Source organism: Paenibacillus silviterrae, assembly GCF_030167925.1.
Lineage (GTDB): Bacteria > Bacillota > Bacilli > Paenibacillales > NBRC-103111 > Paenibacillus_G > Paenibacillus_G silviterrae.
Genome location: NZ_JASKUT010000002.1, coordinates 1196318 through 1221813, shown reverse-complemented (window position 1 = coordinate 1221813; position 25496 = coordinate 1196318). Strand labels below are relative to the sequence as shown.

Annotated in this window: 19 protein-coding genes; 13 read left to right on the top strand and 6 right to left on the bottom strand. The window is 51.0% G+C overall.

Annotated elements, in window-relative coordinates; genetic code table 11:
* Positions 1–65: 65 nt before the first annotated feature.
* From QMO62_RS28500 to QMO62_RS28490, 3 genes are read left to right on the top strand one after another with little or no spacing between them, the layout of a single operon-like run.
* Positions 66–722 (top strand): hypothetical protein, encoded by a 657-nt coding sequence (locus QMO62_RS28500; protein ID WP_284645881.1) that lies wholly within the window; start codon positions 66–68, stop codon positions 720–722.
* A complete protein-coding gene (locus QMO62_RS28495) occupies positions 715–2421 on the top strand; it encodes a GMC family oxidoreductase N-terminal domain-containing protein (RefSeq protein WP_284645880.1) in 1707 nt (568 codons plus the stop codon). Before QMO62_RS28500 ends, QMO62_RS28495 begins: the two co-directional genes overlap by 8 nt.
* Before the next feature lie 48 nt (positions 2422–2469).
* On the top strand, positions 2470–2997 hold the full coding sequence (locus QMO62_RS28490; RefSeq protein WP_284645879.1) for a DUF3231 family protein: 528 nt from the start codon (positions 2470–2472) through the stop codon (positions 2995–2997).
* A 123-nt stretch (positions 2998–3120) separates the two neighbouring features.
* Here the strand turns inward: QMO62_RS28490 and QMO62_RS28485 are convergent, their stop codons facing one another.
* The 5 genes from QMO62_RS28485 to QMO62_RS28465 form a co-directional block, all read right to left on the bottom strand.
* The gene (locus tag QMO62_RS28485) at positions 3121–3384 is read right to left on the bottom strand and encodes a hypothetical protein (protein WP_284645878.1); all 264 of its coding nucleotides are present in this window, start codon (positions 3382–3384) and stop codon (positions 3121–3123) included.
* A gap of 131 nt (positions 3385–3515) precedes the next feature.
* On the bottom strand, positions 3516–4514 hold the full coding sequence (gene pdxA, locus QMO62_RS28480) for a 4-hydroxythreonine-4-phosphate dehydrogenase PdxA (protein ID WP_284645877.1): 999 nt from the start codon (positions 4512–4514) through the stop codon (positions 3516–3518).
* A complete protein-coding gene (locus QMO62_RS28475; RefSeq protein ID WP_284645876.1) occupies positions 4511–5818 on the bottom strand; it encodes a four-carbon acid sugar kinase family protein in 1308 nt (435 codons plus the stop codon). The genes pdxA and QMO62_RS28475 overlap by 4 nt, the downstream gene beginning before the upstream one ends.
* 91 nt (positions 5819–5909) lie before the next feature.
* Positions 5910–6869: a 2-keto-3-deoxygluconate permease gene (locus QMO62_RS28470; protein WP_284645875.1), complete on the bottom strand. Its 960-nt coding sequence runs from the start codon at positions 6867–6869 to the stop codon at positions 5910–5912.
* 127 nt (positions 6870–6996) lie between these two features.
* The gene (locus QMO62_RS28465; RefSeq protein WP_284646707.1) at positions 6997–8829 is read right to left on the bottom strand and encodes a sigma-54-dependent Fis family transcriptional regulator; all 1833 of its coding nucleotides are present in this window, start codon (positions 8827–8829) and stop codon (positions 6997–6999) included.
* A gap of 211 nt (positions 8830–9040) precedes the next feature.
* Between QMO62_RS28465 and QMO62_RS28460 the strand changes: the two genes are divergently transcribed.
* Positions 9041–9646 (top strand): pentapeptide repeat-containing protein, encoded by a 606-nt coding sequence (locus tag QMO62_RS28460; RefSeq protein ID WP_284645874.1) that lies wholly within the window; start codon positions 9041–9043, stop codon positions 9644–9646.
* 77 nt (positions 9647–9723) lie between these two features.
* On the opposite strand, the gene QMO62_RS28455 is transcribed toward QMO62_RS28460, so the two are convergent.
* Positions 9724–11235, bottom strand: coding sequence for a sulfatase family protein (locus QMO62_RS28455; RefSeq protein ID WP_284645873.1), 1512 nt, complete (start codon positions 11233–11235; stop codon positions 9724–9726).
* Between the two features lie 142 nt (positions 11236–11377).
* On the opposite strand from QMO62_RS28455, the gene QMO62_RS28450 reads away from it, so the two are divergent.
* The 9 genes from QMO62_RS28450 (at position 11378) to QMO62_RS28410 (ending at position 25439) form a co-directional block, all read left to right on the top strand.
* The gene (locus tag QMO62_RS28450; protein WP_284645872.1) at positions 11378–12232 is read left to right on the top strand and encodes a helix-turn-helix transcriptional regulator; all 855 of its coding nucleotides are present in this window, start codon (positions 11378–11380) and stop codon (positions 12230–12232) included.
* 18 nt (positions 12233–12250) lie between these two features.
* On the top strand, positions 12251–14035 hold the full coding sequence (locus QMO62_RS28445) for a sensor histidine kinase (RefSeq protein ID WP_284645871.1): 1785 nt from the start codon (positions 12251–12253) through the stop codon (positions 14033–14035).
* 36 nt (positions 14036–14071) lie between these two features.
* Complete coding sequence (locus QMO62_RS28440; protein WP_284645870.1) at positions 14072–15676, top strand: response regulator transcription factor; 1605 nt, start codon at positions 14072–14074, stop codon at positions 15674–15676.
* Between the two features lie 115 nt (positions 15677–15791).
* Positions 15792–17381: an extracellular solute-binding protein gene (locus QMO62_RS28435; RefSeq protein WP_284645869.1), complete on the top strand. Its 1590-nt coding sequence runs from the start codon at positions 15792–15794 to the stop codon at positions 17379–17381.
* A gap of 27 nt (positions 17382–17408) precedes the next feature.
* On the top strand, positions 17409–18365 hold the full coding sequence (locus tag QMO62_RS28430; protein WP_284645868.1) for an ABC transporter permease: 957 nt from the start codon (positions 17409–17411) through the stop codon (positions 18363–18365).
* 14 nt (positions 18366–18379) lie between these two features.
* Complete coding sequence (locus QMO62_RS28425; RefSeq protein WP_284645867.1) at positions 18380–19273, top strand: carbohydrate ABC transporter permease; 894 nt, start codon at positions 18380–18382, stop codon at positions 19271–19273.
* A 22-nt stretch (positions 19274–19295) separates the two neighbouring features.
* Complete coding sequence (locus tag QMO62_RS28420; RefSeq protein ID WP_284645866.1) at positions 19296–21311, top strand: alpha-L-arabinofuranosidase family protein; 2016 nt, start codon at positions 19296–19298, stop codon at positions 21309–21311.
* 94 nt (positions 21312–21405) lie between these two features.
* Complete coding sequence (locus QMO62_RS28415; protein ID WP_284645865.1) at positions 21406–23655, top strand: family 43 glycosylhydrolase; 2250 nt, start codon at positions 21406–21408, stop codon at positions 23653–23655.
* A 20-nt stretch (positions 23656–23675) separates the two neighbouring features.
* Complete coding sequence (locus QMO62_RS28410; RefSeq protein ID WP_284645864.1) at positions 23676–25439, top strand: glycoside hydrolase family 2 protein; 1764 nt, start codon at positions 23676–23678, stop codon at positions 25437–25439.
* The last annotated feature ends 57 nt before the right edge of the window (positions 25440–25496 follow it).

Here is a 25496-nt window from a genome sequence, read left to right as displayed (position 1 = left end):
TTCATTGCAGTTCGACAATATATGTATACGTAGGGAAAGCATCCGGATTTTGGGTGGTGGATACGATGCTGTCAGCATATAGAAGTCATGATTTATGGCGGGTGTATACCCACACAACCTTTCAAGCCTTGGTCGATGCGATCATTCCTCCCACGCTGCTCTATGGGGTGAAGGTTATCCCTGGGGCTGCCCAGCTTCAGATCGAGCTTTATGTTATCGATGAGCTGGATTCCTCCCAATTCATACCGATCGATGTGGATTCCGCGAATAAGCCACCTCCGTTATCATGGGCAACGGCTCACTTGTTAGATACCGGAGCCAATCAACTAATCCTCCGGAGACTGCAGCAGACCGGCTGGCCATCTCATCTTTCTCCATGGGGGAGCTTCGCTTCTCTGGACAGAATCGATAGGCTGAGGACGCTGGACCTGATAGATCGTATTGAGCTTCCTGTCCAATGGTTAATTCCCCCTTACCGGAACGATCCTGCTCTTATTCAAACGATGATGGATTCATTGCATCAATTGACCATGTTCGGTTACTATTCCGAATGGGTTGGGTACGGAACGACTCGCGGATTTCCTCCGACAGACCGCCGGTTGGAGAGCTTTCCTCCCGGCTGGAGGGTTGCCGGCTACCCGGGCGTTTCGTTCGGCTACCGTGATTTGTGTGGATTTCTTTTAGAATACCCTCATGATAAAAGGGGAATGCCGAATGAATGATCCGGATATAATCGTCATCGGCTCAGGCGGCGGCGGAGCTGTTATAGCCAAGGAGCTTGGGGAGAAGGGCTTACGTGTTCTGGTGCTGGAGGCCGGTCCCTGGTACGGAAATTCGAGATGGCCTGAGCCCAACGAGGAACGAGGAGGGCTAATCAGTTCCGACACAAAAGATCTGAACATCTCTCTGTTCAAAGAGCAATACACCAAGTACGAAGATGATATGAACAATCTGATCATGGGGAAGCTTCGCTGGGGGCCTGCGGACCGAAGCCGCGCACCTTGGCACAGGAATATAAGGCAAAGAGGATTTATATGGCAAAACTCAGGGGTGGGAGGGACGACACAATCTTATCTTGCGAACAGTCCCCGTGCTTTTCCAATAAGTGTCGACGGCGTTTGGCCGATCTCTTATCGCGAGCTGATTCCGTATTACGAGAAGGTCGAAGCGACGTTACCTGTAGAATTCGCGCCTTCGACCTCTAAGGAAGAATTGTTTTATTACGGAGCCAGAAAAGCAGGCTGGCCGCTCATCCCTACGTTAAATGTGACGAGTCCCGGTTATCGCCCGCAGCCGAATGCAATTCTGCGGCCTAACAGGAATCTGACCCATCCTGACTATTCGCTGGAGCAGCTGTCATGGATGCCGGGGTGTACGCTTGCCGGACATTGTATTAACGGCTGTCCGCATGGGCCGTCGGTAGATAAAATCGCAAAACGATCAACCAATGTGAGCTATGTGCCGCTAGCCTTGCAAACGGGCCGCGTAGCCATCCGCCCTAATACGTTCGTAACCCGCATTTTGACGGAGAAGGGTTCCTCCGAGGAATTACGAGCCGTAGGTGTAAATGCACGCGATACATGGACCGGTGAAATGGTGGAGCTTCGAGCTAAAGCCGTCGTTATGGCTGCGGGCGCAATCGAGAGTCCCAGGCTTTGGCTGAATTCCGGCTTACCCGGTAACCCTTGGGTGGGGAGAGGGATGGTAAACCATTATTTTGACTGGGTGACCGGTATGTTCGATGAAAAAGTATTGCTATCCATATTGGGGAGTCCGGATTGCAATCCTTTCGTTGGACATTCCTCCGGAGGAAGACTGGATTACCCCGGATTAGGTTCCATTATCGTAACCGGGCTTAGTCCCGGGTTGACCGCTTCTTTGACCTTTGGACTGAGTCAAGCGGGATACAGCGCTTTCTCCAATCCCCTTGCAGAAATAACTCCCTATGCCCAAGGTCGCATCGCAGGACCGGAGCTTCAGCGCTGGATGGAAAACTACCGTAGAACGCTCACGCTCGTCATCTTTGCCGAGGATGAAGTGGAATACCGTAACGGGGTTACACTGGACCCTGTTCTGAAAGATGAGCATGGCCCCATTCCGAGAGTTTCTTATTTACCAGGGGAACAAGGAAGGAGAAACCGCGACAAGCTGGTAGCCATTGCGGTAGATATTCTTTGGAAAGCCGGTGCTTCCAAGGTGCTCCGTACGGATTTGCCGGCCGCCCTCATGATCCATATCGAAAGCACAATGAGGATGGGGTTTGTCGTGGATGAAGCCTGTGAAGCGTACCAGGTGAAGCGCTTATTTATAGCAGATAACAGTGTTCATGTAAATGGGATCGGAGGCGCCAATCCTACGCTGACGACGCAAGCCCTGGCTACGCGAGCCGCCGAAAAGCTGATGGAGAGATATTTTGGTTAAAAAGGAGGAAATGACCGCATAATAAAAATAAAAAAGGTAGTGTAGGCAATGAATATTCTAGAGCTGATTGCGGATTCCGTTAAGCCTTTTCTGGATGGCGAAAAGCCTCCGTTACATGTCGGGGAAGTTATGAATTTGTGGTTTTATTTAAGTGCCACGGAGGAGACCATGCAAGGGGAACAGGTTTCTTACAATACCGTTCAGGATCCCGAGCTGAAGGAGAAGCTGAAAGAGGTGATTGAGTCGGTTCATAAACCGATTCAAGAGGAGCTTATTCAATTCCTGCAAGCGGAAGGGATCCCTTTGCCCAAGGATTCCCATACGAAGCCTCTTGGTGATTTTCGCAGCATCCCGGAAGGCTCCAAGCTGTCTGATGAGGAAGTGGCGAGCTTACTCAGCTTCAATATTGTGCTGGGGATCAACTATGCCTGTCGAGGGATGACGGAAGCCGTTCGGCCGGATATTGCCGCCATGTTCGCCAGATACCAAATGAAAAAATTGGCCTTTGCGATCCCTTTTCGGGACCTCTTAAAGCGTAAGGGCTGGTTGAAGGTCCCGCCTTATTACAAGCCTTGAACGCCGGCTGAGCCCTTTCTCTTCCGAACGGAAGCTGGAGGGGCTTATTTAGGCTTCAGGTGAAGATAGGAAAGGAGGGCCCGATGAAAAGCCCTCCTATTGCTGCACTCCAGCACCTTGTTATTACGTTGTGACTTGATAACCATGGACCAGGTGCCCCAGCTCCTGCTTTACTTGAATTGCTTCTTCACTGCTTTCTTGATTGTCAACATACTGAGCAACGGCGGAATAAATGCTTTGCAGCTCCGAACGGTAATCCGCGGCAGCGCCGTTATCCGTTCTGGACATCCGACCGATCAAATCGGAGGTTTTCTCCCTAGTATCGTCAGGAATGCCGAACAAATTTTGCACTTTGGTCAGTGTTTGCATGAGATCGCCTGTATTCATCCTTGTTCTTACCTTCCTTAGTAAAGTGAAAGTGTCACCTTCTATAAAGTTCCAAAGTGATCCTGAAATTATTCACATTATCTAAGTTGTGGGGAGAAGGAGGCTCAGAATGAGTCCCTTCTTACCGGATTTTACTGTTCACGCTTTGGTGCAAGCTCAATGGCTTGTCTAAGAGCTTCCTTCAGGCTTTGCTCATCCGCGATTCCCTTGCCGGCAATATCAAATGCCGTTCCATGGTCGACACTGGTGCGGATGATCGGCAGGCCGACCGTGATATTGACGCCGGCCTCCAGCCCCAAGACCTTGATAGGACCGTGTCCCTGATCATGGTACATGGCGACAACGATATCGAAATCACCGCGTGTTGCCCGGAAAAATAACGTATCGGCCGGCAGAGGGCCGAACGCCTGAATACCTTCTTCCTGCGCCCGCTTTACGCCGGGAATAACCTTCTCCTCTTCTTCGCCATAGCCGAAGAGGCCGTTCTCGCCGGCATGCGGATTAATCCCGCAAACCGCGATTCTCGGCGAGGCATATCCGGCCTTTTGGAGCGTTTCGTGCGCCATGCGAATAACTTTGTAGACCCGCTCGGGATTGATCATGCGTACGGCGTCAATGATGCCTACATGCGTAGTTACATGGATGACCTTCAGCTTAGGAGCGGACAGCATCATGGAAAAATCCTCAGTACCGGTTAATTCAGCCAAAATCTCCGTATGACCGGGATAAATATGTCCGCCTTTATGAAGGGCTTCTTTGTTCAGCGGAGCCGTGCAAATGGCGTCGATTGCTCCCGCGTTGGCCAGCTCGATCGCTTTCTTCAAATAAGTGAAAGCCGCGTGGCCCGCCTCAGCGGACACTTGCCCGATGGGGAGGTCGGCCGTTACAAGCCCCTGATCCAAGCAATCCACCGTTCCCGGTTGAAATTGTGCTTCGGATAAGGAGGCGATCTTATGAATTCGCAGACCGGTGCGTACGAATTGATCTGCGCGCTCTAAGATGGCGGCATCGCCGATAACGAACGGCTTGCAGCTATCGTATAGCTGTGCATCCTTCAGCGATTTCATAATAATTTCAGGTCCGACACCTGCCGGATCTCCCATGGTAATGCCTATGATTGGTTTGTTCATTTGGTTGGCTCTCCCTTCAGCGCATGCTTGGCATGCAATAAGCTGTTTTCATTTCCAAAGGCTCCTGCTTTCGTGACCACCAAAAGAGGATTAGCACCGATCAGCCGCCCTAACGGGATGCCTGGCTCCACTTCTTGTATCAGTTGAATGCCGGATACGCTCAGCTGCTTGCAAACGGCTTTCGCCGTATCTCCTCCGGTCAAAATCGCACCTTGCAGCTTGGCCTCTTGCATCAATCGGGAAGCGACTTGACCGAGCAGGGAAGCAATCCGGTTGGAAACGTCGGTGGAGGTCATGCCTCGGGCAGCCCCTGCTTCTTGGGACAATCGAACATCCTCCGGTGAAGAGCTGGCATATAGAGAGGCATCGGAGCCGGAGGATAAAACGGCCGTCAGCTCAGCAAAGCAGCGGTCCATTTCCTCCTGCGCCCCGTCTTCCGAAGCCACACCCTTGACCGTGTTGAATTCGACGCCGGTCACTGCCGCGTCTTGATTGAATACGGCGACCTGAGCCCGTGTCACTGTGGAGATACTCCCTGCTACAAGCAGTACGGGATGACGGGAAGCAGGGAGAGCTTCCGAACGGACAGAGCCTGCAGGTAAAGAAAGTGCTTCGGGCAAATAGTCGGTAAGACCTGCGGAGCCTGCCCACAGAAGGCGGTAACCGCTCGATGAGAGATGTTCGGCAATCAGCTTCATATCATCTTCGGTTGACGCGTCGAATACGATAAGCTCCGTCTTTTCCTCGAGAAGCTTCCTAATGGCGAAAGCGAAGGCTTCCGCTCCGGCACGGAGCGTTTCCAGACGGATCAGCCCCACCTTGCGTCTCGATTGACTGGAGAAAAGCTTCACCAGATCCGACTCCAAAACAGGACACTTGGGATCATTCGCAATCTCCGTCCGATGAACGGGCACACCGTTCAGGTGGTGAATGCCCTGTAAGGTCGTACGGCCAATCCTCGGAAAGGCCGGCGCAATAACGGCAAAATCAAATGGTATTTCATCCATCACGGCGTCGATTTCAATACCCAGATTTCCTCGTAGCGTTGAATCCATTTTTTTGTAAATATGATGGAACCCGAGCTGTTTGACTTGGGCCGCGGCTTCCTTCACGCGGTGGTAAGCCGTCTCCCGCGCAACGGAACGGCTATCGGTATCCATTACTACAGCCTCCACACCGGATCCATCGGCTGAAAAATGAGATAAATCAAAGATGACCTGCGTAGCTAGGCCTTTTCTCGCGAGCTGCACACCGGAGTCGGAGGCTCCGGTCAAGTCGTCGGCGATGATAGCCATATATTTCATAAATAGGACTCCTCCCATCCAAATCTAGTTTTACAGGGCGTGGAAAGGTCCCGGAAACGAATGCTCCGGGACGAACCCAAGTCGATGTCAACTATCCGATTTGACTTTTGACTCCTATTTTCTTGGCATACCAAGCGGTAACAATCGGTACAAGAATGGCGGTGACGATAACGCAAGAAGCAACCAATGCGGTAGCGGAAGGAACGAGTGGAGCATAAGCGGCATTCGCCGCGGCTACAGCTGCGGGTACTCCGGCAGCATTACCTGCAGTGGATGCGGCGGAAATACCGGCAATTCCGTTGCCGCCGATGAGACGGTCCGTCAGCACCAGCGTAAGACCTGTTATTAGAACGACTCCGGCACCAAGCAGAATGCCCAAGAAGCCTGCTTTCCAGACGGTTTGCAGATTCAGACCTGCACCGAGCGCGAACGCAAAGAACGGAACCAGTACCGGAACGGCTTTGCCGAGAAACTCACGCATGTCCTTATCCAGGTTGCCGAGGATCATCCCTACAATCAGCGGCAATATGGCGCCGACGAAGGTTTGCCAAGGGAAGGCGGCAAGTCCGGCAATACCGAGTGAAATCATGGTGAAGAAAGGACCTGATTCCAAGCTCATCACGGAGTAGGCGCCGACATCCTCTTTCTTACCGAACTGCCCCATAAGCGCCATGTACAGCCCGCCGTTGGTATCGTTCATCGCTGCGACGATAGCAAGCACGGACAAGCCTGCGAAGAAGCCCTCGCTGATCATGCCGTTGCCAAGGAATTGAGCGGCAACAAAGCCGACGATGATCGCCGTAACAATCTTGGTGGCGAGAAGAGTTCCCCCTTTTTTCAAGATATAAGGGGTTGCCTTGAAATTGATCGTAGATCCCATACACACGTAGAACACCGCCAAAATCGGCAATGAGCCCGTCATCAGCGCTCCGGTAAAGGAGCCGAAGGTTTTCCCCATATTGGGGAACAACGTGGTGATGATCGCTCCGATAATGAGCGGTACAATCATCATGCCGCCGGGAATTTTCTCAATGGATGCTTTAATTCTCATGGTGTATCCTCCTAGAATAATAGATTGCTTTTAACCAATATTGTTGCAATATGCAACATTGTTTAGATGTCTTCTCGGCATCTTTATTATAAAACGGCTTTCATAAAAGGATCAATACTACACGTGTTTAATAATGCAACACATTTTTGAGTTTTCTCCATAGTGTGGACCGATTGATTCCTAATCGCTGTGCCGTCCGCGACTGGTTCATCCCTTCCTTTTGAAGGATGGTGAGTAAAATTCTTTGTTCAATTTCTTCCCATGTCCCGGACAGGTTCAGGGTCGCGGTATGCTGCGCCGCCTCGGTCCGGAGCGTCTCCTTCAGCTGAAGCCAGCCCTTCTTGGCTTCCTCCATGCCAATGTAATGGCCGTCGGTTACCGAGAGCATATGCTCGAGCACCAGCTTTAGCTGTTGAATATTTCCTGGCCATAGCTTATTCATAAGTTCATCTTCTAATACATCTCGGCGAATTCCTACGATTTGCCGCCCAAACCGGGAATTATAATTTGCGATCAGCACGCGGGCGATATCATCGATATCCTCCAACCGTTCCCGCAGCGGCGGAAGGTACAAGCTGGATTCCTCGAAGATGCGGGCAAAATCAGGATTCAGCAGCTCCTTTTTAAGCAATTGCTTGATGGGCATCAATGCCGTGACGATGAATCGAGCTTGGAGGCCGGTAAGGATGGCCGCAAGCAGCTTGTTCTGAAGTTCTTGACTCGATTCTTCTATATGGGTGAGGCAGACGGTCCCCGCAAAGTCCTTGTCCAAAAGTCCGGGGTACGAAGCATTGCCGAACAGAAGTGCATCCAGCTCCTGCTCATTCAGCTGATGGCATGGGATCACGTATAAGGGCTCATTCCGGCGGCTGCTCGCCGAATGAATCGCTTGTGCCAGTAAGGCTTTGCCTGTACCGGCTTCGCCTCCAATCCAAACAGGAATATCGCCGGGTGCCAGCTCCTGGGCGCGGGACACAGCCTTGCGAATCACACTGCTCGATCCCATCACCTGGGTAAAGGCTGCGATGCGTTCTGTGACCTCGTAGGAAGCAAGTGCAGGATTCATCCCGCTCTGCTCGATGGGATACATATACACTAAATAGCGGAAGCCAAGCTCACCTTTCTCGGTGGGAGTGACCATCTCAATATTCATCCCTCTCCGTTGAAGGCGTTTGGATGGCACCGGTTCACCGGATGCTCCCATACGGTTCAGCTCATCGATATATTTATTCCACGCGGGATCAATTCCGGACAGCTTCATGCCCCGGATGACGCTTTGGTCATAGCCGAGCAAGGCGGACGCCGCCGCGTTGGCATATTGAATTTCGCCTTGATCGTCGATGGCGAGCACTCCGGTCCGGTGATTACCCAGAATCAGCTCATACAACCGTTCATTTTCTTGCGCTTTGTTGACGACATCGTACATTCGCCTGACCTCGGCCAACGCTTCAATAATGGATTCTCTCCCGGATGTAATAAGAATGCCGTTATAGCCCATCTCTTCGGCCGTGTTTACCGTCACCACATCGCCGAGGACGATCTGAGCACCGTGCCCGAACGCCTGCTCCAGCGCATTTCTTACTTCGCCGGCATGCTCTACGGAATAGATGGGAATATCAAAATCGAGCAGACTGGACACTTCCGCTACACCGCGGCAAATGTTCGGGAAACCGATGATAGCAACCCGGCTGTTGGAATGCTTCACTAACGTGAGCACGCGCAAAATATCATAGCCGGAAACCGGAATGTCCACTACCGGCGTGGAGACATGGCTGCGGATCAGGGTAGAGGTTCCCCCGCGGCTCAGGATCACGTCGTAGCGGTCTCCTTTGGCACTCATAACGATAGGTAATGCGTTCTGGAGATCGGCGACTTCTATATTCATTTCGATGCGTGGATCATCTTTTACTATCGTTTCCAGCAGCTCTTTCAATCCGGGGTATGGTGCAATTGCCAACACTTTAATTTTCAATCGATTCACCTTATTCTGTGCAGGAATAGTCTGTTGCAAAATAAAACAATTTAATTATACAATAAGTGTTGATTATTTAGTGAAAAAATAATCTTCTTGACAAATCAATTGACTTGTGCAGGTTCTTGACAGGAGTATGGTATAGTAATCAATATCGTTCCTTATTGAGGAGCTTCAGGGGATCATAGGAGGCATTCATTTGTATCAGTACCAGAGCCAAACGTACGATAGGGCGGATTTCAGCGGGCGTGATCTGCGCCTTGGCGAGCTATCCCATTGTGTCTTCAAGCAGTGCAGCTTCACGAACGCTCTAATGGAAGAAATGACTACGACCAGCTGCCGCTTCATCGAGTGTGACTTTAGAGGTGCGCTTCTGAACGCTTCGATTCATACGGAGACGGCCTTTGAAAACTGTAATTTTACCGGAGCCAATTTATTCGTTTCCCGATTTACTGATTGTAAAATGACCGGGTCGGATTTTTCCTCCGCCCAGTTGGACGGCATTACGTTGATGAGAGGGGACTGGTCCTACACGAATTTACGTCATGCCCGGTTAAACAAGCAGGATTTGCGGGAAGTCCGCTTTTATGAGGCCGATCTGTCGGATGCCGTACTCGAGAAGGCAGATCTGAGGGGGAGCGACCTAACGCGGGTTTTGCTGAAAAGAACGAAGCTGGCGGGAGCCGATTTGCGCGGGGCTGTCCTGGAAGGCGTTGATTTGAAATCGCTGGATGTCAAGGGTGTCCGTATGGACCGCGAGCAGGCCATCTTGTTTTTGCGCTCCTATGGGGCAAAAATCGACTAAGGAATGGAAAAAGCTGCAGTCCGTCAGAAATTGACGGTGCTGCAGCTTTCGTATGTGCTTGAAGCCGGTATCTTAAATTAAGCGTGCCAGATTCGCGGCATCGGCAAAGGCTCCTTGCCAAGCTCGGCCCAAATATATTTGAGCAGCAGCTCCGTTTTCAAGCCCGCCGAAGCCGGATCGTCCCAAAGGTTGTTGATTTCACCGGGATCCTCTTTCAAATCGAACAATTCCCCATACGTTTGGTTGTAATAAACGGTTATTTTGTAGCGCCGATCGACATAAGTTTTTTGATGAATGGTCGTCGCTTCATGGCGGAATTCACAAATTGCGTGGTCTCTCGCCTGACTTTTCTGCCCAAGCCAAACCTCGCTTTGGTCGACTCCGGTCATTCCGTGCGGGATCGGCAAGCCGCACAGCGAGAGGAAGCTGGGAGCCAAATCCACCAAGGATTGAATCGCATCCGACTGTACTCCGGCCGGAACCTTGCCCGGGTATCGCACGAGAAAAGGAATTTTAATCAAATCCTCGTAATGGAAGCCCCCTTTATGCTGCAGACCGTGCTGTCCGAAGAAATGACCGTGATCCGTTGAGAAGACAACGATAGTATTCTCCGCTAATCCAAGCTCATCCAGCTTATCGAGAATGCGGCCGATATATTTATCCATACAGCTGATCATGCCGTAATAGGTCGCGACAATCTGTTTACGCTCCGACTCCGGCAGCTTCGTATGAGAGTGATAGCCGTGGACGCCGTAACCGCTCTCCTTAAGATAGGAGAAATCCGGTTTGTCAAGCTGCGTCATTCCGAAATGCGGGGGATTCTTCTCATGCTCCCCGGGTGTCACACGAGGGATCGTCAGCTTGTCGGGATCGTACATCGTATCCCACGGCTCCGGTACCAGGTAATCGGGGTGCGGATCGAAAAAGCTTGACCACAAGAAGAAGCTTTCTCCGTTCTCTCGGTACTCCTCCAATAACGCGTTGGTTCGCTCGGCAATCCAAGTATTATAGTGAAACTCTTCCGGAATAGGCCATTTGTGTCGTATCGAAGGATCCATTGTCCCTGTCGGCGCAAGGAAATAGTCTCTCCAATTACTGCAGCCCTTTTCCTCCATCCATAACGCATAATGCTGGCCTACGTGGGCTTCATTCGTGTGATTGCGTGCCAATTCCACATGATCGAAGCCATAGAAGGGACCCTCGAAGTCGCGCCAAAATTCCAAATCCTGAAGTATCGGATAAGACTCCAGGGAAGGATATTCCTCCGTTCCCCGCAAAGGTTGAAAATGCGCCTTGCCCACCAGCCCCGTTCGATAGCCGGCTTTCATGAAGTCCTCGCCGACCGTATGCCGGTCCTCCAGCAGCTTTGTCCCTAACGTCCATGCTCCATGCTGACTCGGATACATCCCTGTGACGATGGATGCGCGAGTAGGAGTACAGGTGGGGTTGGGGCAGTAGGCCCTTGTGAAGGTGGTTCCTTCCCGTACAAGCCGATCCAGGCTCGGAGTCGATAGCTCCGGATGAAAGGCTCCGATCGTATTCCAGTGCTGCTGGTCACTAGTAATTAGCAGAATGTTGGGTTTTTTCAATTGACCCTGCCTCCTTCCATGTTTATATTTATAATAATACTAAAGCAATTCCGTGGGAATGACACCATGTTTCGTTTGTCATCATGTTTTATTTCAATTACAATACATCATTAAACAAATTTGATGCAGGAGGACGTTATGCATGCAGGAATACCAGCACGAGTATGCGGATCATTGGTATATGGAGCCATCCGCTCTGCAGCAGGCAGGGGGGGTATGGATTGTGAGAGCCGGACGTAACGTAGCCAAGCCCCATTATTTCGTTGGACCCAAGGTCATAGAGCTGTATAGTCTTCATTTTGTATTGGAGGGAAGAATCAAGCTCCTCTACAGTGATCAGGAAGGCGTGGAGCTGGAGGCCGGTGACATGTATTGTTTATACCCGCATATCCCATATACGTACTATTCCTTGTCGGAAGACAGCCCTGCGGTGCGGCTTCATTGGCTGGCTATGGACGGTTCTCAGCTTCCCCATATCCTCACAGGGATGGGAATAAGCGAGGCCTTGCCTTACGCCAGATCCATTCTCACGGCGGAAGCGCAATCCGTACTGCAAAGGATCCTCTCTCAAGTATCTCATTCCACGAAATACACGTTTCTACTACAAAGCGAGCTGTATTGCTTATTCAACAAGCTGGAGCTCTCCAGCAAAAACGATAGGCGCCGCGCTGCGAATACAACCCTTTGGGTTCAAAGCGCCCAACAATTTATCGATCAGCATTATACGGAAAAGCTTCAAGTGGAGAATTTGGCCGAGATGTTCGGGGTTCATCGCTCCCATTTCACGACGGTTTTTACCAAGATCATCGGTTTATCCCCCATGCAATACATACATAGGCTCAGAATGGAGCTTGGCGCTAAGCTCCTGCGGTCTACCAATCTGAGCGTGACGGAAGTCGCTCTGTCAACGGGGTACCCGGAGCTTTACTCGTTCTCAAGAGCCTTCAAGAGATACTACGGCGCGGCACCAACCGAATATGGGGCGAAGCAGGTATAGACATGGAGGTGTCCGCTCGTGAAGTTTTTTTCCATCAAAAAGCTGGTTTCTCCTACGGTAAGCATTCAAGGGAAAATTTTTGTTGCCTTTAGTCTCGTTACTTTGCTCGGTATCGTTGCCGTGACCAGTATCGTTTATTTGTTTATGAGAGAAACCGTTAAAAATAATGCGTTTACATCCGTTACCGAAAGCATACGTCAAGCGGATGAGTCCTTAAATCTACGCCTGGAGGAAATCGGCCGATTAAATACGGTTGTCGCTACCAATAACACGGTGCTGGCCACCTTGCAAAGCGATACGGAGGAACCAAGCTTCGAATGGTTCCAGGAGCAAAAGAGAATCGAGGAGTTTTTATCCGCTGTGATCGCATATAAGCCGCATATTTCACGGGTAGCCGTTATTGGGCTGAACGAGAAGGTGTTTTTCGTCGGTTCCCCTTGGCTCGATAAGAGCGCAATCCGGACACCGATGGTGCAGTATTTTCTGCAAAATGGTTCCGGTCAAGCTTATTTTCATCAACCGGGCAGCAGCTCCATTGTGACCGGCCGAGAGCTTAGGTACAACCGGAAAACCATCGGTATTGTCGTGTTTGATCTCAATGACGAGCTGATAAAGAAGATTTATGATGTGAAGCCTACACCTGACAGTATGTTGTACGTTGTGGATGAGAAGAACGATTTCATTTATCAGCCCAAGAACAGCGCTATTGGCAAGGAAACGATCATGAAACTAAATCAGGAGCTGGCCGGGTCGAGCGCTTCGGTCGAAAGGGTAATTGATCGAAAAACGTACCTCGTCATCAGCCGCAAGTCGGATTATACCGGGTGGTCCACACTCGCGCTCATTCCTATGGAATCGCTGTTGAATGAAACAGTGAGGATCCGAAATGTATTAGCTGAAGTAGCCGTTATCGTGTTTATTATTATTGTCATCGGTACGCTGCAGGTTTCCTCGAGAATGACCAAAAATATTCGAATGCTGAGAGCGATGATGATGCGGGTGATGGAAGGCAATTTGACGCTTCCGCCGCAGGAGATTCAAACCAAGGATGAAATTGGGCAGCTATATCAGGCATTTAAAAGGATGGTAGAGGAGCTAAAGCGCCTACTTGAAGGGATCATGAAAACCGAGCGGGAGAAGCGTGAAGCGGAGCTTGCCGTACTGCAGGCCCAAATCCGCCCCCATTTTCTATATAACACGCTGAATACCGTGAAGTATTTGGCCAAGCTCAACGGGGTGCCTAATATTGTAGAGGTATCCGAATCCTTGATCGAGCTTATGCGCGGCGTATTGGGGAACACGAACGAATACCTTTCGCTGCAGGAGGAGCTGCAATATGTACACAGCTACGTCAATATTGAAAAATACAAATATGTGGAGCCTATCCATTTGAACGTTGAAATGGAACATGAGGAGCTGCTGCGATGCAGAGTGTTAAAGCTAATGCTGCAGCCCATTGTGGAAAATGCCATTATTCATGGAATCGCTTCCGCGGAGCATGAGGGCTTGGTGTTGATTCGAATCTATAAACAGCAGAAAGAATTGAGAATCGAAGTCAGAGATAACGGCAAGGGAATGTCGAAGGAGCAAATCGACGCTTTGTTTGTAGAGAAAAAAGGCCAGACCGATACGCGCTTCAGCGGAATGGGTGTACGCAATGTGCATGAACGCATCGTCCGGCAGCACGGAGAGCCTTACGGCGTGTTCGTCTATAGCGAGCTTGATGTGTATACGATGGTGCAAATCCGATTTCCATTGCTGCAGGGGGAAGAACGACACCAAGAAATCGAAGGGAACAGCTAGTAGAAGCATAGGCGCAATAGGCAGGAGGAATGATGGATGTTTCAAGTATTATTGGTAGACGATGAGGCTTTGGCACGCAACGACGTGAAGAGCATGCTGGATTGGGAAAAGCACGGGTTCACACTATGCGGTGAAGCGTTTAACGGTTCGATGGCTCTTACTATGCTGGAGCGGCTTACACCGCATATCGTGCTCATGGACGTGAGTATGCCGGTCATGAATGGAGTGGAATTGAGCCGTATCATGAAAGAGAGATTCCCCAAAGTCAAAATGATCATGCTGAGCAGCTTTGACGATTACGATTATGTTCGTACTTGTCTCATGAATGGAGCTATGGATTATTTGCTTAAGCACCGGCTGAACGCGGCGTCTCTTTTGTCGCTTCTGAATAAAGCGGCTCAAGCTCTTCAATATGAGGAACGTGAGCATGAGGCCCGCAATGCTCAAACCAGAATGCTGGAGCGGATGAGTCCCGTGATTCATCGCGAGTTCGTAGCTAACATAGCCAGGGATGTACCGAACGCCGGAGAGGAGCTGCAGTCTTATGCACGGGACAATCAGCTCTATGCGGATGCCGTGACTTATGGAACCGCAGCGGTACAAATCGTTCCTTTTTTGCTTTTGACGGAAACGCTCGCTGATGTACAGAAGAACCGGCTCGTGCAGCAAGCTACGGATGTGATGCAGATGGCGGTTGGCGACATTCATAAGCGGACGGTAGCTTATGTCGGAGAAGGACGGTTTATTGTCCTGCTTTCTTCAGAGGATCGAAGCGAGCATTCGGTAACCGCCCAAATCAATCATGCCATGAGCAGTCTAGCCCATTCTTTATTCAAATTCCTTAACCTGAAATGCATCTACACCATAGGGGCGATCTATGGAAATATAAAACAGCTGGGGCTGAGCTACCGCAAAGCCAACCAGGAAATGAACGACATGCTGTACAAGGAAGTGAACACATCCACTAAGCGTGATTCTTTGTTTATGGAGGAGCAGAAGCAATTGCTGCTTTTTCTGGAGCAGCTGGATGAAGAAAGAATCAGCAAAGTTGTTTCAACCATTTTTGCTGCGTTACAAGGTCAGCATGTCTACTCCATGCCGGTACAAATGATGGTAAGTGAAATGCTTCATCTTGCTGAGATGACGATCAAACGACATTTTCCTAATACATCCTATGAAGACAACAAGCTTATGCCGTCGCGAAGCGAGCTTGGAAGAGCCGGGAGCATCGCCGAGCTGGAGGAGTGGGTGAAGGACGGATTTGCACGCGTTGTCGGGGCCGCCAAAAAGCAGCATGCGGGCGGACGCTACTCACGTCATATATCACAAGCTCTTCAATTCATCATGGACCATTATGCATCCGACATTTCGCTCGAAACCACAGCGAATGCCATTAATCTGAATGCATCCTACTTGAGCAGATTGTTCAAAGAGGAGATGCAAATGACGTTCACAGAGTATTTAAACCGCTTACGTATTACATCGAGCTGCACGCTGATGGAATCCGGTGCAGGCTCCTTGAAACAGATTAGCAGCCAAGTAGGCTTCTTGAATCACACTTACTTTTACAAAGTATTTAAGACCATCACAGGAATGACACCGCAGGCATACATGGATCGCTTAAAACAGTCAAAAAAGTAGAACGGAAAGTCATAAATTTGGAACCATCGGACCGTAAGCGTTTTCTATAATAGAATCAACCCTTAGAAAACGCTTACTGCTAAGGGGAATCACATCTTGATCGGAGGAACAGGGAATGAAGAGAAATTGGGGGACAGTTTTGCTTTCCACTTTGGTTGTAACCGGTTTGACGCTTACTGCATGTAATTCGGATCCGGGTAAGGAGAACGGGGATAAATCGGCAGCGGATGCGGCCAAAGGCGGTGTAGCCCAGACCGGCTTTCCCATCGTGAAAGAACCGATAAAGCTGAAGATGTTCACAAGAATCGCACCATCCAACGGTCCTTTCAAGGATATGCCGGTGTTTCAGGAATACGAAAAGATGAGTAATATTCAGGTCGAATTTATCGAGGCGCCGACAGACGGATTTGCCGAGAAAAAGAATCTGTTGTTCGCATCGAATGAGCTCCCTGATGCTTTATATCGTTCGCAATTGACGCCTTTGGAAGCGACACGCTACGGAGCGGGAGGTCAGTTAATCCCTCTCGAGAAGCTGATCGATTCCTATGCGCCGAACCTGAAAAAGCTGATGGAAACCTATCCTGAAATTCGTTCGGCAATCACCACACCGGAGGGCCATATTTATGCCATACCGGGGATCGTATCCGTAGGCGCGGCCAGAACCGATAAACGATGGATCAATCAGGCTTGGCTAAAGAAGCTGAATTTGAAGGAGCCGGAGACGACGGACGAATTGTACGAGGTGCTGAAGGCGTTCCGGGATAGGGACCCTAACGGCAACGGTAAGCAAGACGAGCTTCCGATGACGGCGCGGAACGGTCTGAGCATCGTGCCTATCATGGCGGGATCCTTCGGATTGGACTTTCAGCTGGGCTATAACATTAACCTGGAGAATGACAAGGTAAATATTTGGATGGGCAGCGACCGGAATAAAGAGCTATTGGTCTATTTGAACAAGCTGTATTCGGAAAAGCTGCTGGATACGGAGCTGTTCACGCAGAAGGAAGCCCAGTATTTAGCCAAGCAAGGCACGGGGAATACCGGACTCTTCTTTGATCAGACGAACAATCCGATGCTGGACGGCAAAGTGGCGGATCAATATGTAGGGATTGCTCCGTTCAAAGGACCGCATGGCGACCGACTGCAGCTCGCTGCCCCGGTTCCAAGAGACTTTGGTGCATTCGCCATTACCTCGGTGAACAAGCATCCGGAAGCGACGATGCGATGGATCGACTATTTCTTCGGCGACGAAGGGTCTACCCTGCTGCGATTCGGACGTCTAGGCGAGCATTACGAAATGCGCAATGGGATTCCTTATTATACAGATGCCTTCCTGGCGTCCAGCAATGGTGCTCAAGCCAAGATTACTCCGTATGCCGGAGGCGGAGCGCCGCATCTGATCAGTGAGAAGGTAGCATCCTTCATCAATCCGCCGCAGGTGCAGGAAGCACAGAAGAAGCTGGATCCGTACATGCCGAAAATCCGCTATGCTGCTCCTATGTTCGACGAAGCGACGGCCCAGAAGGTCAATGTGCTGCGCAACGATATCGATAAGTATTATGAGGAGCAAAGCACGAAGTTCATTGCGGGGGCTCTTAGCTTCGATAAGTGGGGAGAGTTCCAGGCTACTTTGAAGAAGATGAAAATCGATGAGCTGCAAAAGCTGTACCAGGACGCATACGATAACCTCAAAAAGCAAAAATAGAACCACATGCTGGTTGGAGGGCTACAGATGAAAAGTACAGTGAGTACAGCAGGCGTTGCGTCTCGATCCCAATCGAGGCGCTCCAGCCTCTTGAAAGCCATGCTCGGCCGATATGATCTTTACCTGATGCTGCTTATTCCTATCGTATGGTATCTTGTGTTCCATTATGGGCCTTTATACGGTTTGCAAATCGCCTTTAAAAACTTCAGCCCGGCCAAAGGAATTATCGGAAGCAAATGGGTGGGCTTGGAGCATTTTGAGCGGTTTGTCGAATCCTACTATTTCTGGAGATTGCTGTGGAATACCATATCCATTAACCTATACTCCTTATTGTTTGCATTTCCTATTCCGATCCTGTTGGCTTTGCTGATTAACGAAATTCGCAGCAAGACCTATAGCAAGATCGTCCAAAATGTGACGTATATCCCTCATTTTATTTCCGTGGTGGTCATGGTAGGCATGCTGATGCTGTTTTTATCTCCGCGGGGAGGTCCCGTCAATTCAATCATCCAGGCGTTCGGCGGGGATCCGGTTCGATTCCTGGATACGGCCGAATGGTTTAAGGCTATCTTTATAGGGTCTAACGTATGGCAAAATATGGGCTGGCAATCGATAATCTACATTGCAGCTCTAAGCGGAGTCAACCCGCAGCTGTACGAGGCGGCCAAGATGGATGGAGCCAGCCGGCTCCGGCGCATTTGGCACGTATCCCTTCCGGGTATTCTGCCGGTCATCGTCATTCTGCTTATTCTTGACGTCGGGCATTTCATGAATGTCGGCTTTGAGAAAATTTTGTTAATGCAAAATAATTTGAATTTGGAATCCAGTGATGTCATCTCTACCTTCGTGTATTCGGCAGGTATTCTCAAAGGGGAATACAGCTACACGGCGGCCATAGGCTTGTTTAACTCCGTTGTAAACCTGGCTCTGCTAATGCTTGTGAACCGTTTTGCCCGCAAAAAGGCTGAGACTAGCTTATGGTAAGGAGGGTCCATGTGATGAAGGAACAAAGGCTCAAGAAAAGGAAATCGGAAGAAATCGTATTCGACGCCGTCGTCAACACATTGGCCGCTCTGATTTTAGTTGTGGTGCTCTACCCGTTACTTTTCATCGTGAGCGCATCCTTCAGCGATCCGGCATTAGTGCTGAACGGCGAGGTGTATTTGCTGCCGAAGGAAATTACTTTAGAGGCATATAAGAATGTATTTGAAAACGAGCAAATATGGAATGGATACGCCAATACCATACTCTATACGGTTGTCGGTACAGCGATCAATCTGTTCATGACGATATTAGCCGCCTATCCGCTGTCAAGACCGGATCTGCCCTTGCGCGGAGGCATTATGTTTTTTATCACGCTTACGATGTTTTTCAGCGGCGGTTTGATTCCAACCTATCTCCTTGTGAAAAATCTGGGGATGGTGAATACGATGTGGGCCCTCATCATACCGGGAGCTATTGCTACCTATAATTTGATTGTCATGAGAACCTATTTTCAATCGAGCATCCCATGGGAAATCCAGGAAGCGGCTCATATCGATGGCTGTTCCAACTGGAAGCTGCTGACTCATATCATTCTGCCGCTTTCCAAGCCGATTTTGGCGGTGATGGTGCTATTTTACGCGGTCGGACACTGGAATGCCTTCTTCAATGCCTTGATTTATATTCGCAACAAGGAATTATACCCACTCCAGCTCGTGCTGCGTGAAGTGCTGATGGTCAGTCAGGCGGATGCCGTGGATAGTAATGTGGGGCTGGAAAATAAAATATTGCTCGCCGAAAGCATCAAATATGTCGTCATCATCATTTCCAGCTTGCCGGTCCTCGTGATGTATCCGTTTGTGCAGAAGCACTTTGTGAAAGGCGTAATGATCGGTTCATTAAAAGGTTAATGCGGAAGGAAGATCAGTATACATGGCGCAATCAACAGCTAAGATAAAGGTGAATGCGAATCAGGTCGGACAAAGTAAAATCAACCCTTATCTATTCGGACATTTTGTGGAGGATATCCGTGACCATATGGAAGCGATGTTGGCGTATCCTCTTTCCGATATGGATTTTGAAAGCACGGACAGCCCGTACAGAGGACTTTCCGGAAGCTGGAGACCGTTTACGAACGGGAAAAGCACGGTTTATGCTCTTGAACCCGCTGCAACGCTTCATTCCGGGCACAGTCAAATGGTTCGCATCTACAGCGATGATGATGGCTACGCCGGCATCAGCCAGGCCGTTGCCGTCAAAAAAGACGAGGAAGGCTACCGTTTGGCGGTTTATGCTAGAGCTTCCGTAGAAATCAAATACGTTGCCGCCGAGATCGTGGATCAGATGAGCGGAGAAGTGCTTGGGCGGGCCAGGATCGATCTGGTGAGTCATTATTGGAAGCACTACGAAGCTCGTCTGCCGGTCCTGAGGGACTGCGAGCGTGCGGAGTTCCGGTTATATGTACCTTCGGAGCATGCGCGCTGGCTCGATCACGTATCCACGGGGCTGCTATGGCTCGATCATATTTCGCTTCTGCCTTCCGACAGCGTAGGCAATGTTCGCAAGGAAGTCGTGGATTTGACCAGAAACCTGAATGCCGGCATGATGCGGCTTGCGGGGAATTATATCAGCGCCTACCACTGGCGGCAGGCTGTCGGTCCCGAGTATGAACGGCCTTGTGTGATCAATGAAGCATGGGGCGGATGGACGAACAAATATTTCGGTACGGATGAATTTATTCAGTTTTGCCGCGAACTGAAGGTGGAGCCGCTCATCTGCGTTAACGACGGCTCAGGAACGCCGGAGGAAGCTGCCGAGTGGGTGGAATATTGCAATGGCGATACCGATACGCCCATGGGGAGGCTGAGGGCCGCTAATGGCCATGCGGAGCCATATGGCGTGAAGTATTGGGAGATCGGAAACGAGGTTTGGGGTCCGTGGCAGGTCGGCCATTGCAGCGCCGAGCAGTTTGCAGAGCGGTATACGCGGTTTGCTAAGGCTATGAAGGCCGTCGATCCCGGGATTAAGCTGCTTGCTTGTGGCGATACCAAGATGGAGTGGAATAAGCCTCTGCTGGAACAAGCCGCTGAACATATGGATTATTTAACTTTACACCTGTATCACGGGTACAACCGATTCGGCATGAATCGCAGTACGCCGCAAGAAGAGCGTTATAAGGCGATTGTCTCCTATCCGGAATGGACGAGGGAATCCCTGTGGCAATTGCGGGATATGTTCGCATCCGATCAGCGTTATGCCCATCTGAAGGTGGCCATTACAGAGTACAACACAATGTACTATCCGAATACCATCCGCAAGGGCCTTCCGAATGAGCATACGCTCGAAGCGGCGGTTGCGAATGCAGCTAACTTGAATGAATTGATTCGAAATAGCGACATGGTGGAGATCGGCAGCTTCTCCGACCTGGTCAACGGCTGGCTTGGCGGCTGTATCCGGGTAGGGGACTATTATGCGGATCAGTTCCGTGGAAAAATCTCCGGCTCCAGCGGGAAGTCATTGACCGTATACGGCACACCGACCTATCATGTGATGGCAATGTATGCAAACCGGGACTTGGGATATGTGGTTCATAGTGAAGCTGAATGCGGCAGCTTTCAGGTGAAGAGCCCATTGCCCGGAGCACCGGAGATGGAGCATTTGCCTAACCTGGATGTTGTCGCATGTACGAATGAGCCTGGAGACAAGCTGACGGTATTTATTGTGAACCGGAGTCTCGAGGAAACCGTAACCGATGTGCAGCTGAACGGGTTTGCCGCATCCGGGACGGCTCGTTTGCTCGAACTGACTGCGGAGGATTACGAAGCGATCAACAGTGTGCACGCACCGGATGCGGTTGTCAGTATTGTCCATGAATTGCCGTTCGCCAATAGTCAAGTCCAATGTCATCTGAAGGCAGCATCCGTCTATGTACTGGAAATCGTTCGATAAGAGGGTTTGGATTTATACAGCAGCTGCGTGTGCAATTCTTGTAGCAATCATGCTTGGTTCCCAGCTTGAGCGGGGAAAGAAGGAGACGAACCGTATGGCGGTAAGCTTGGATCGAACGTACGAGAACCCGTTCGTCTTGGACCAAGAATGGGAGGACTACGGCATCGGAGATCCCTACATTCTCCGTTACGACGGCAAATATTATCTTTACTGCAGTACGAAGGATCGGAGAGTCGGGATTAAGGCGTGGAGCTCCGATGATCTTGTGAATTGGCGATATGAGGGCTTGGTTACCGAGGAGCCGGTCAGCACAGGCGCATATGCACCGGAGGTCGTTTATTGGAACGGCTCGTTCTATATGTACACCTCTCCGGCGGGCAAAGGGCATTATGTACTGCAAAGCGACAAACCGACAGGACCGTTCGTGAAGAAAACCGACAATCTCGGACTGACGATCGACGGCTCCGTCTTTATCGACGACGACGGGAAATGGTATTTCACCCACGCCAAATTCGATGGCATTATGGCCAGTACGATGAGCGATCCGTATTCGATCGATCCGGGCAAACAGCTGAACACCTCGCTGGGGCATTGGACGGAAGGTTCGATGATCATCAAGCGAAACGGACGATATTTCATGACCTACACCGGTAATCACGTGTTTAGCAGGGGGTATCGGGTCAATTACGGAGTGACTCGCGAATCGCCTATCGGAGCTTATACCCTACCGGAGAACAACCCGATCCTGATATCCACCTCCAACGATTTTAACGGTCTGGGCCACAGCGCGACGGTAATGGGACCGGATCTGGATTCCTATTACATCGTTTATCATAACTTGGTCGGCCGTTCGGCGGAGGGGCCTCCCGTTCGAAGGATGAACCTGGATCGGCTGGTTTTCAACGGAGACAAGATGTCCGTTCTTGGACCGACGCACGGGGCTCCGCAGGAGGCACCCCGGCTCCCGGATTTTCGGGATGTTCCCGGTGAGGCGCCGTCCGAAGCCAAGTGGGAGAGAACGAACCGGGCTGGTGACGGTGAGGCTTGGCTTGCCCGGACGGAAACCGGCAGCCGATATACCGTAGAATACAATTTCAATTTGGGTGGTGCAGCTGTTGGCGGTCGCGCTTCCGCGCTGGATGCGATCTTTGCCTACGAGGATTCGGGAAGTTACCGCGCAGCCCGTGTGGACGAGGCAAAGATGGAGCTTGTGCTGATCGATCAGGTAAACGGCGTGGAGACAGCTGCGGCAAGGATACCATTGCCGGACGGCATCGATCTGACGAAGCTCCACACGATACGTATCGAGTCGGACAGCACAGGTACGAAGCTCTTCTGGGACGGGCTGCTCAGGATCGAGCAACCTTCCATGGCTGCGAAGCCTGGCCGCATCGGTTATGCGTGGCCGGAAGGGGGGAAGCCGGAGCTGCATTATACGGCCTTCTCTAATGAAGCGGGTGGAAGCAGCGATGGGAAGGCTATCAAGCCGCTGCCAGGCACAATCGAAGCCGTTCATGGCGTTCGTGACGGCAACCCGGTCGCCCGTACGGGGATCACGCCGGACGGAAGCGATGCCGTACGCCTGTCGGGCAAGGGGGACGGCATCGCCTTTCCGGTCAACCTTCGTCAGGACGGTACCTATCTGCTTTCGGTGAATGCGGCCAAAGCCTCGGAGGGATCCGTGCTGGAGATTGAGGTAAATGGAGTGACGAAGCAGGTCAAGCTGGATCCGGCATTATTCGCAAGTGGTGCAGAGTGGACGAAGGTACCGCTGGGCGAGTTCGAGCTGAAGCAAGGACCGGCATGGCTGTCATTGCGCCGAGTGAAGGGTGAAATCACCCTTCGGTACGTGGAAGCGAGTCTGACGGCAGCCGTACCGGAGCAGTCCGTCATCAAGCCAACGAGCGTAGGGGTGCTGAATCGGTTCGGCGGTGATGCCGGCTGGACGGATTATACCGTGAGCTTCGACGTGACTCTCAAAGAAGCGACCACAGAAGAGATAGGAATCTTGCTGCGGACGACTCACGAATCCGAGTTTAAGGATCAGGTCAAGGATGCATTCATGGGTTACGAGCTTTCGTTTCGAAGCGGCAGGGTAGCTTTAACGAAAGTCAGCTACGAGAAATCCGCGGAACAAGCCTCCGCTTCCCTAGCCTTTACTCCGGGTCAAACCCGAAGGTTTACAGTGAAACTGAAGGGGGCGTCCCTTGCGGTATTCGCCGGGGACGGCAAGGAACCCATTATGAAGTGGACCGACCCGAACGCATTTTTGCTCGGCCGCGTAGGCCTGAAGGGCGTATCAACGGCTTGGACGATCTCGCCGCTGACGGTAACACGAAACTAAGCAGGGAGGGCAAGAACGAGATGACAACCAAGAAATATATCAAAAATTATCCAAGACCCCAGTTCGTGAGGGAGGAGTGGGTCGATCTGAACGGCGAGTGGCGCTTCGGCTTTGACGATGAAGGCTCAGGTGTTGCCAAAGGGTGGCATCGAAGCTTCGGCGGAGACCGACGAATCATCGTCCCCTTCACTTACGAGACGAAGGCGAGCGGCATCGGCGAGGAGGCTCACCACCCCTTCGTTTGGTACAACCGAACGCTGGACATTGCTTCGGAAGCTGCCGGCAAGCGCATTCTCCTGCATTTTCAAGCGGTCGATTACATTGCTGACGTATGGGTTAACGGGGAGCATGTCGGAAGGCACCAGGGCGGTTATTCGGCATTTTCGTTCGATATCACGCCCTACGTGACGATCGGGTCTCCGAATGAGCTTACAGTGAAGGTCGAGGACAGCAAGGACGCCACGCAACCTCGCGGCAAACAGCGCTGGGTGGACGATAACTTCGAATGCTTCTATGTGCAGACGACGGGGATTTGGCAATCGGTTTGGCTTGAGTATGTTGAGCGGCAGTACGTCGATTCGGTGAAAATCACACCGGATCTGGATGCTTCTTCCGTTCGGTTCGATTATCAGGTCAAGGGCGATCTGCATGCCGGCAGCCGGCTTCGTCTGGAAACGGTGATTAGCATGAAGGGACGCCAGGTCAAGCAGGCAAGCCTGACCATCGATCGTCCGTGGCTTTCGCTCGAGGTCGATCTCGTTCACGAAATGAACGGACCGTGGAAACGCTGCTACTGGGCCCCGGGCCGTCCGAATCTGTACGATGTAGAGTTTATTCTGTACCGCGACGACGTTGTGATTGACCATGTCTACTCCTATTTCGGTATGAGAAAAATATCGATCGAAAAGGGCAAAGTACTGCTGAACAATGTGCCGATCTATCAGCGGCTGGTGCTGGATCAGGGCTATTGGACGGACAGCCATCTGACGCCGCCTTCCGAGGAAGCGCTGATCGAGGATATCGATCTGCTTCTGCAGATGGGATATAACGGCGTCCGCAAGCACATGAAGGTGGAGGACGCACGGTTCTTGTATTGGTGCGATGTCAAAGGCGTGCTTGTATGGTCGGAGATGGCGGCAACGTTCGAATTTAACGATAACGCGGTGCAGAAATTTACATCGGAATGGATGGAGATTGTACGCCAGCAGTATAACCACCCTTCCATTATCACATGGGTTCCATTCAACGAATCGTGGGGTGTTGGCAATATCTACAAGGACCGTCAGCAGCAAAAGTTCACTGAAGCAATTTATCATCTGACCAAGTCGTTTGATCCGAACCGGCCTGTGATCGTGAATGACGGCTGGGAGCATACGGTATCCGACATATTGACGCTGCACGATTATGTGGAGAAGAAGGAGCAATTCCTGAAGCGTTATGCGAGCAAGGACGAAATCGTGAACAACGAGAAGACCTGCAACCAATGGAAATACGCCTTTGCGGACGGCTACAGCTACAAGGGACAGCCGGTTATCATAAGCGAATTCGGCGGGATCGCCTTCCAGTCCGAGAAGGGCTGGGGTTACGGCGGGCAGGTCGCCTCAGAGGAAGCGTTCCTTGAACGGTTCCGCGGCATTCATGAAGCCATCAAGCAGACGGATTATATCGTCGGGTACTGCTATACGCAAATAACCGACGTCCAGCAGGAAGTGAACGGGGTACTGACCGAGGATCGCAAACCAAAGGTACCGATCGAGAAAATCAGGGAGATCAATCTTATGTGACGAAGGAGCTGATTTTGATTGAAGAAGTGGGTAACGGGACCACTTGCTCTTACCTTA

Excerpts from the sequence above, each read along its gene's own strand:
- QMO62_RS28500 (WP_284645881.1), top strand. The coding sequence starts at position 66 with ATGCTGTCAGCATATAGAAGTCATGATTTATGGCGGGTGTATACCCAC.
- QMO62_RS28495 (WP_284645880.1), top strand. The coding sequence starts at position 715 with ATGAATGATCCGGATATAATCGTCATCGGCTCAGGCGGCGGCGGAGCT.
- QMO62_RS28490 (WP_284645879.1), top strand. The coding sequence starts at position 2,470 with ATGAATATTCTAGAGCTGATTGCGGATTCCGTTAAGCCTTTTCTGGAT.
- QMO62_RS28485 (WP_284645878.1), bottom strand. The coding sequence starts at position 3,384 with ATGAATACAGGCGATCTCATGCAAACACTGACCAAAGTGCAAAATTTG.
- pdxA (WP_284645877.1), bottom strand. The coding sequence starts at position 4,514 with ATGAACAAACCAATCATAGGCATTACCATGGGAGATCCGGCAGGTGTC.
- QMO62_RS28475 (WP_284645876.1), bottom strand. The coding sequence starts at position 5,818 with ATGAAATATATGGCTATCATCGCCGACGACTTGACCGGAGCCTCCGAC.
- QMO62_RS28470 (WP_284645875.1), bottom strand. The coding sequence starts at position 6,869 with ATGAGAATTAAAGCATCCATTGAGAAAATTCCCGGCGGCATGATGATT.
- QMO62_RS28450 (WP_284645872.1), top strand. The coding sequence starts at position 11,378 with ATGCAGGAATACCAGCACGAGTATGCGGATCATTGGTATATGGAGCCA.
- QMO62_RS28440 (WP_284645870.1), top strand. The coding sequence starts at position 14,072 with ATGTTTCAAGTATTATTGGTAGACGATGAGGCTTTGGCACGCAACGAC.
- QMO62_RS28435 (WP_284645869.1), top strand. The coding sequence starts at position 15,792 with ATGAAGAGAAATTGGGGGACAGTTTTGCTTTCCACTTTGGTTGTAACC.
- QMO62_RS28430 (WP_284645868.1), top strand. The coding sequence starts at position 17,409 with ATGAAAAGTACAGTGAGTACAGCAGGCGTTGCGTCTCGATCCCAATCG.
- QMO62_RS28425 (WP_284645867.1), top strand. The coding sequence starts at position 18,380 with ATGAAGGAACAAAGGCTCAAGAAAAGGAAATCGGAAGAAATCGTATTC.
- QMO62_RS28420 (WP_284645866.1), top strand. The coding sequence starts at position 19,296 with ATGGCGCAATCAACAGCTAAGATAAAGGTGAATGCGAATCAGGTCGGA.
- QMO62_RS28415 (WP_284645865.1), top strand. The coding sequence starts at position 21,406 with ATGGCGGTAAGCTTGGATCGAACGTACGAGAACCCGTTCGTCTTGGAC.
- QMO62_RS28410 (WP_284645864.1), top strand. The coding sequence starts at position 23,676 with ATGACAACCAAGAAATATATCAAAAATTATCCAAGACCCCAGTTCGTG.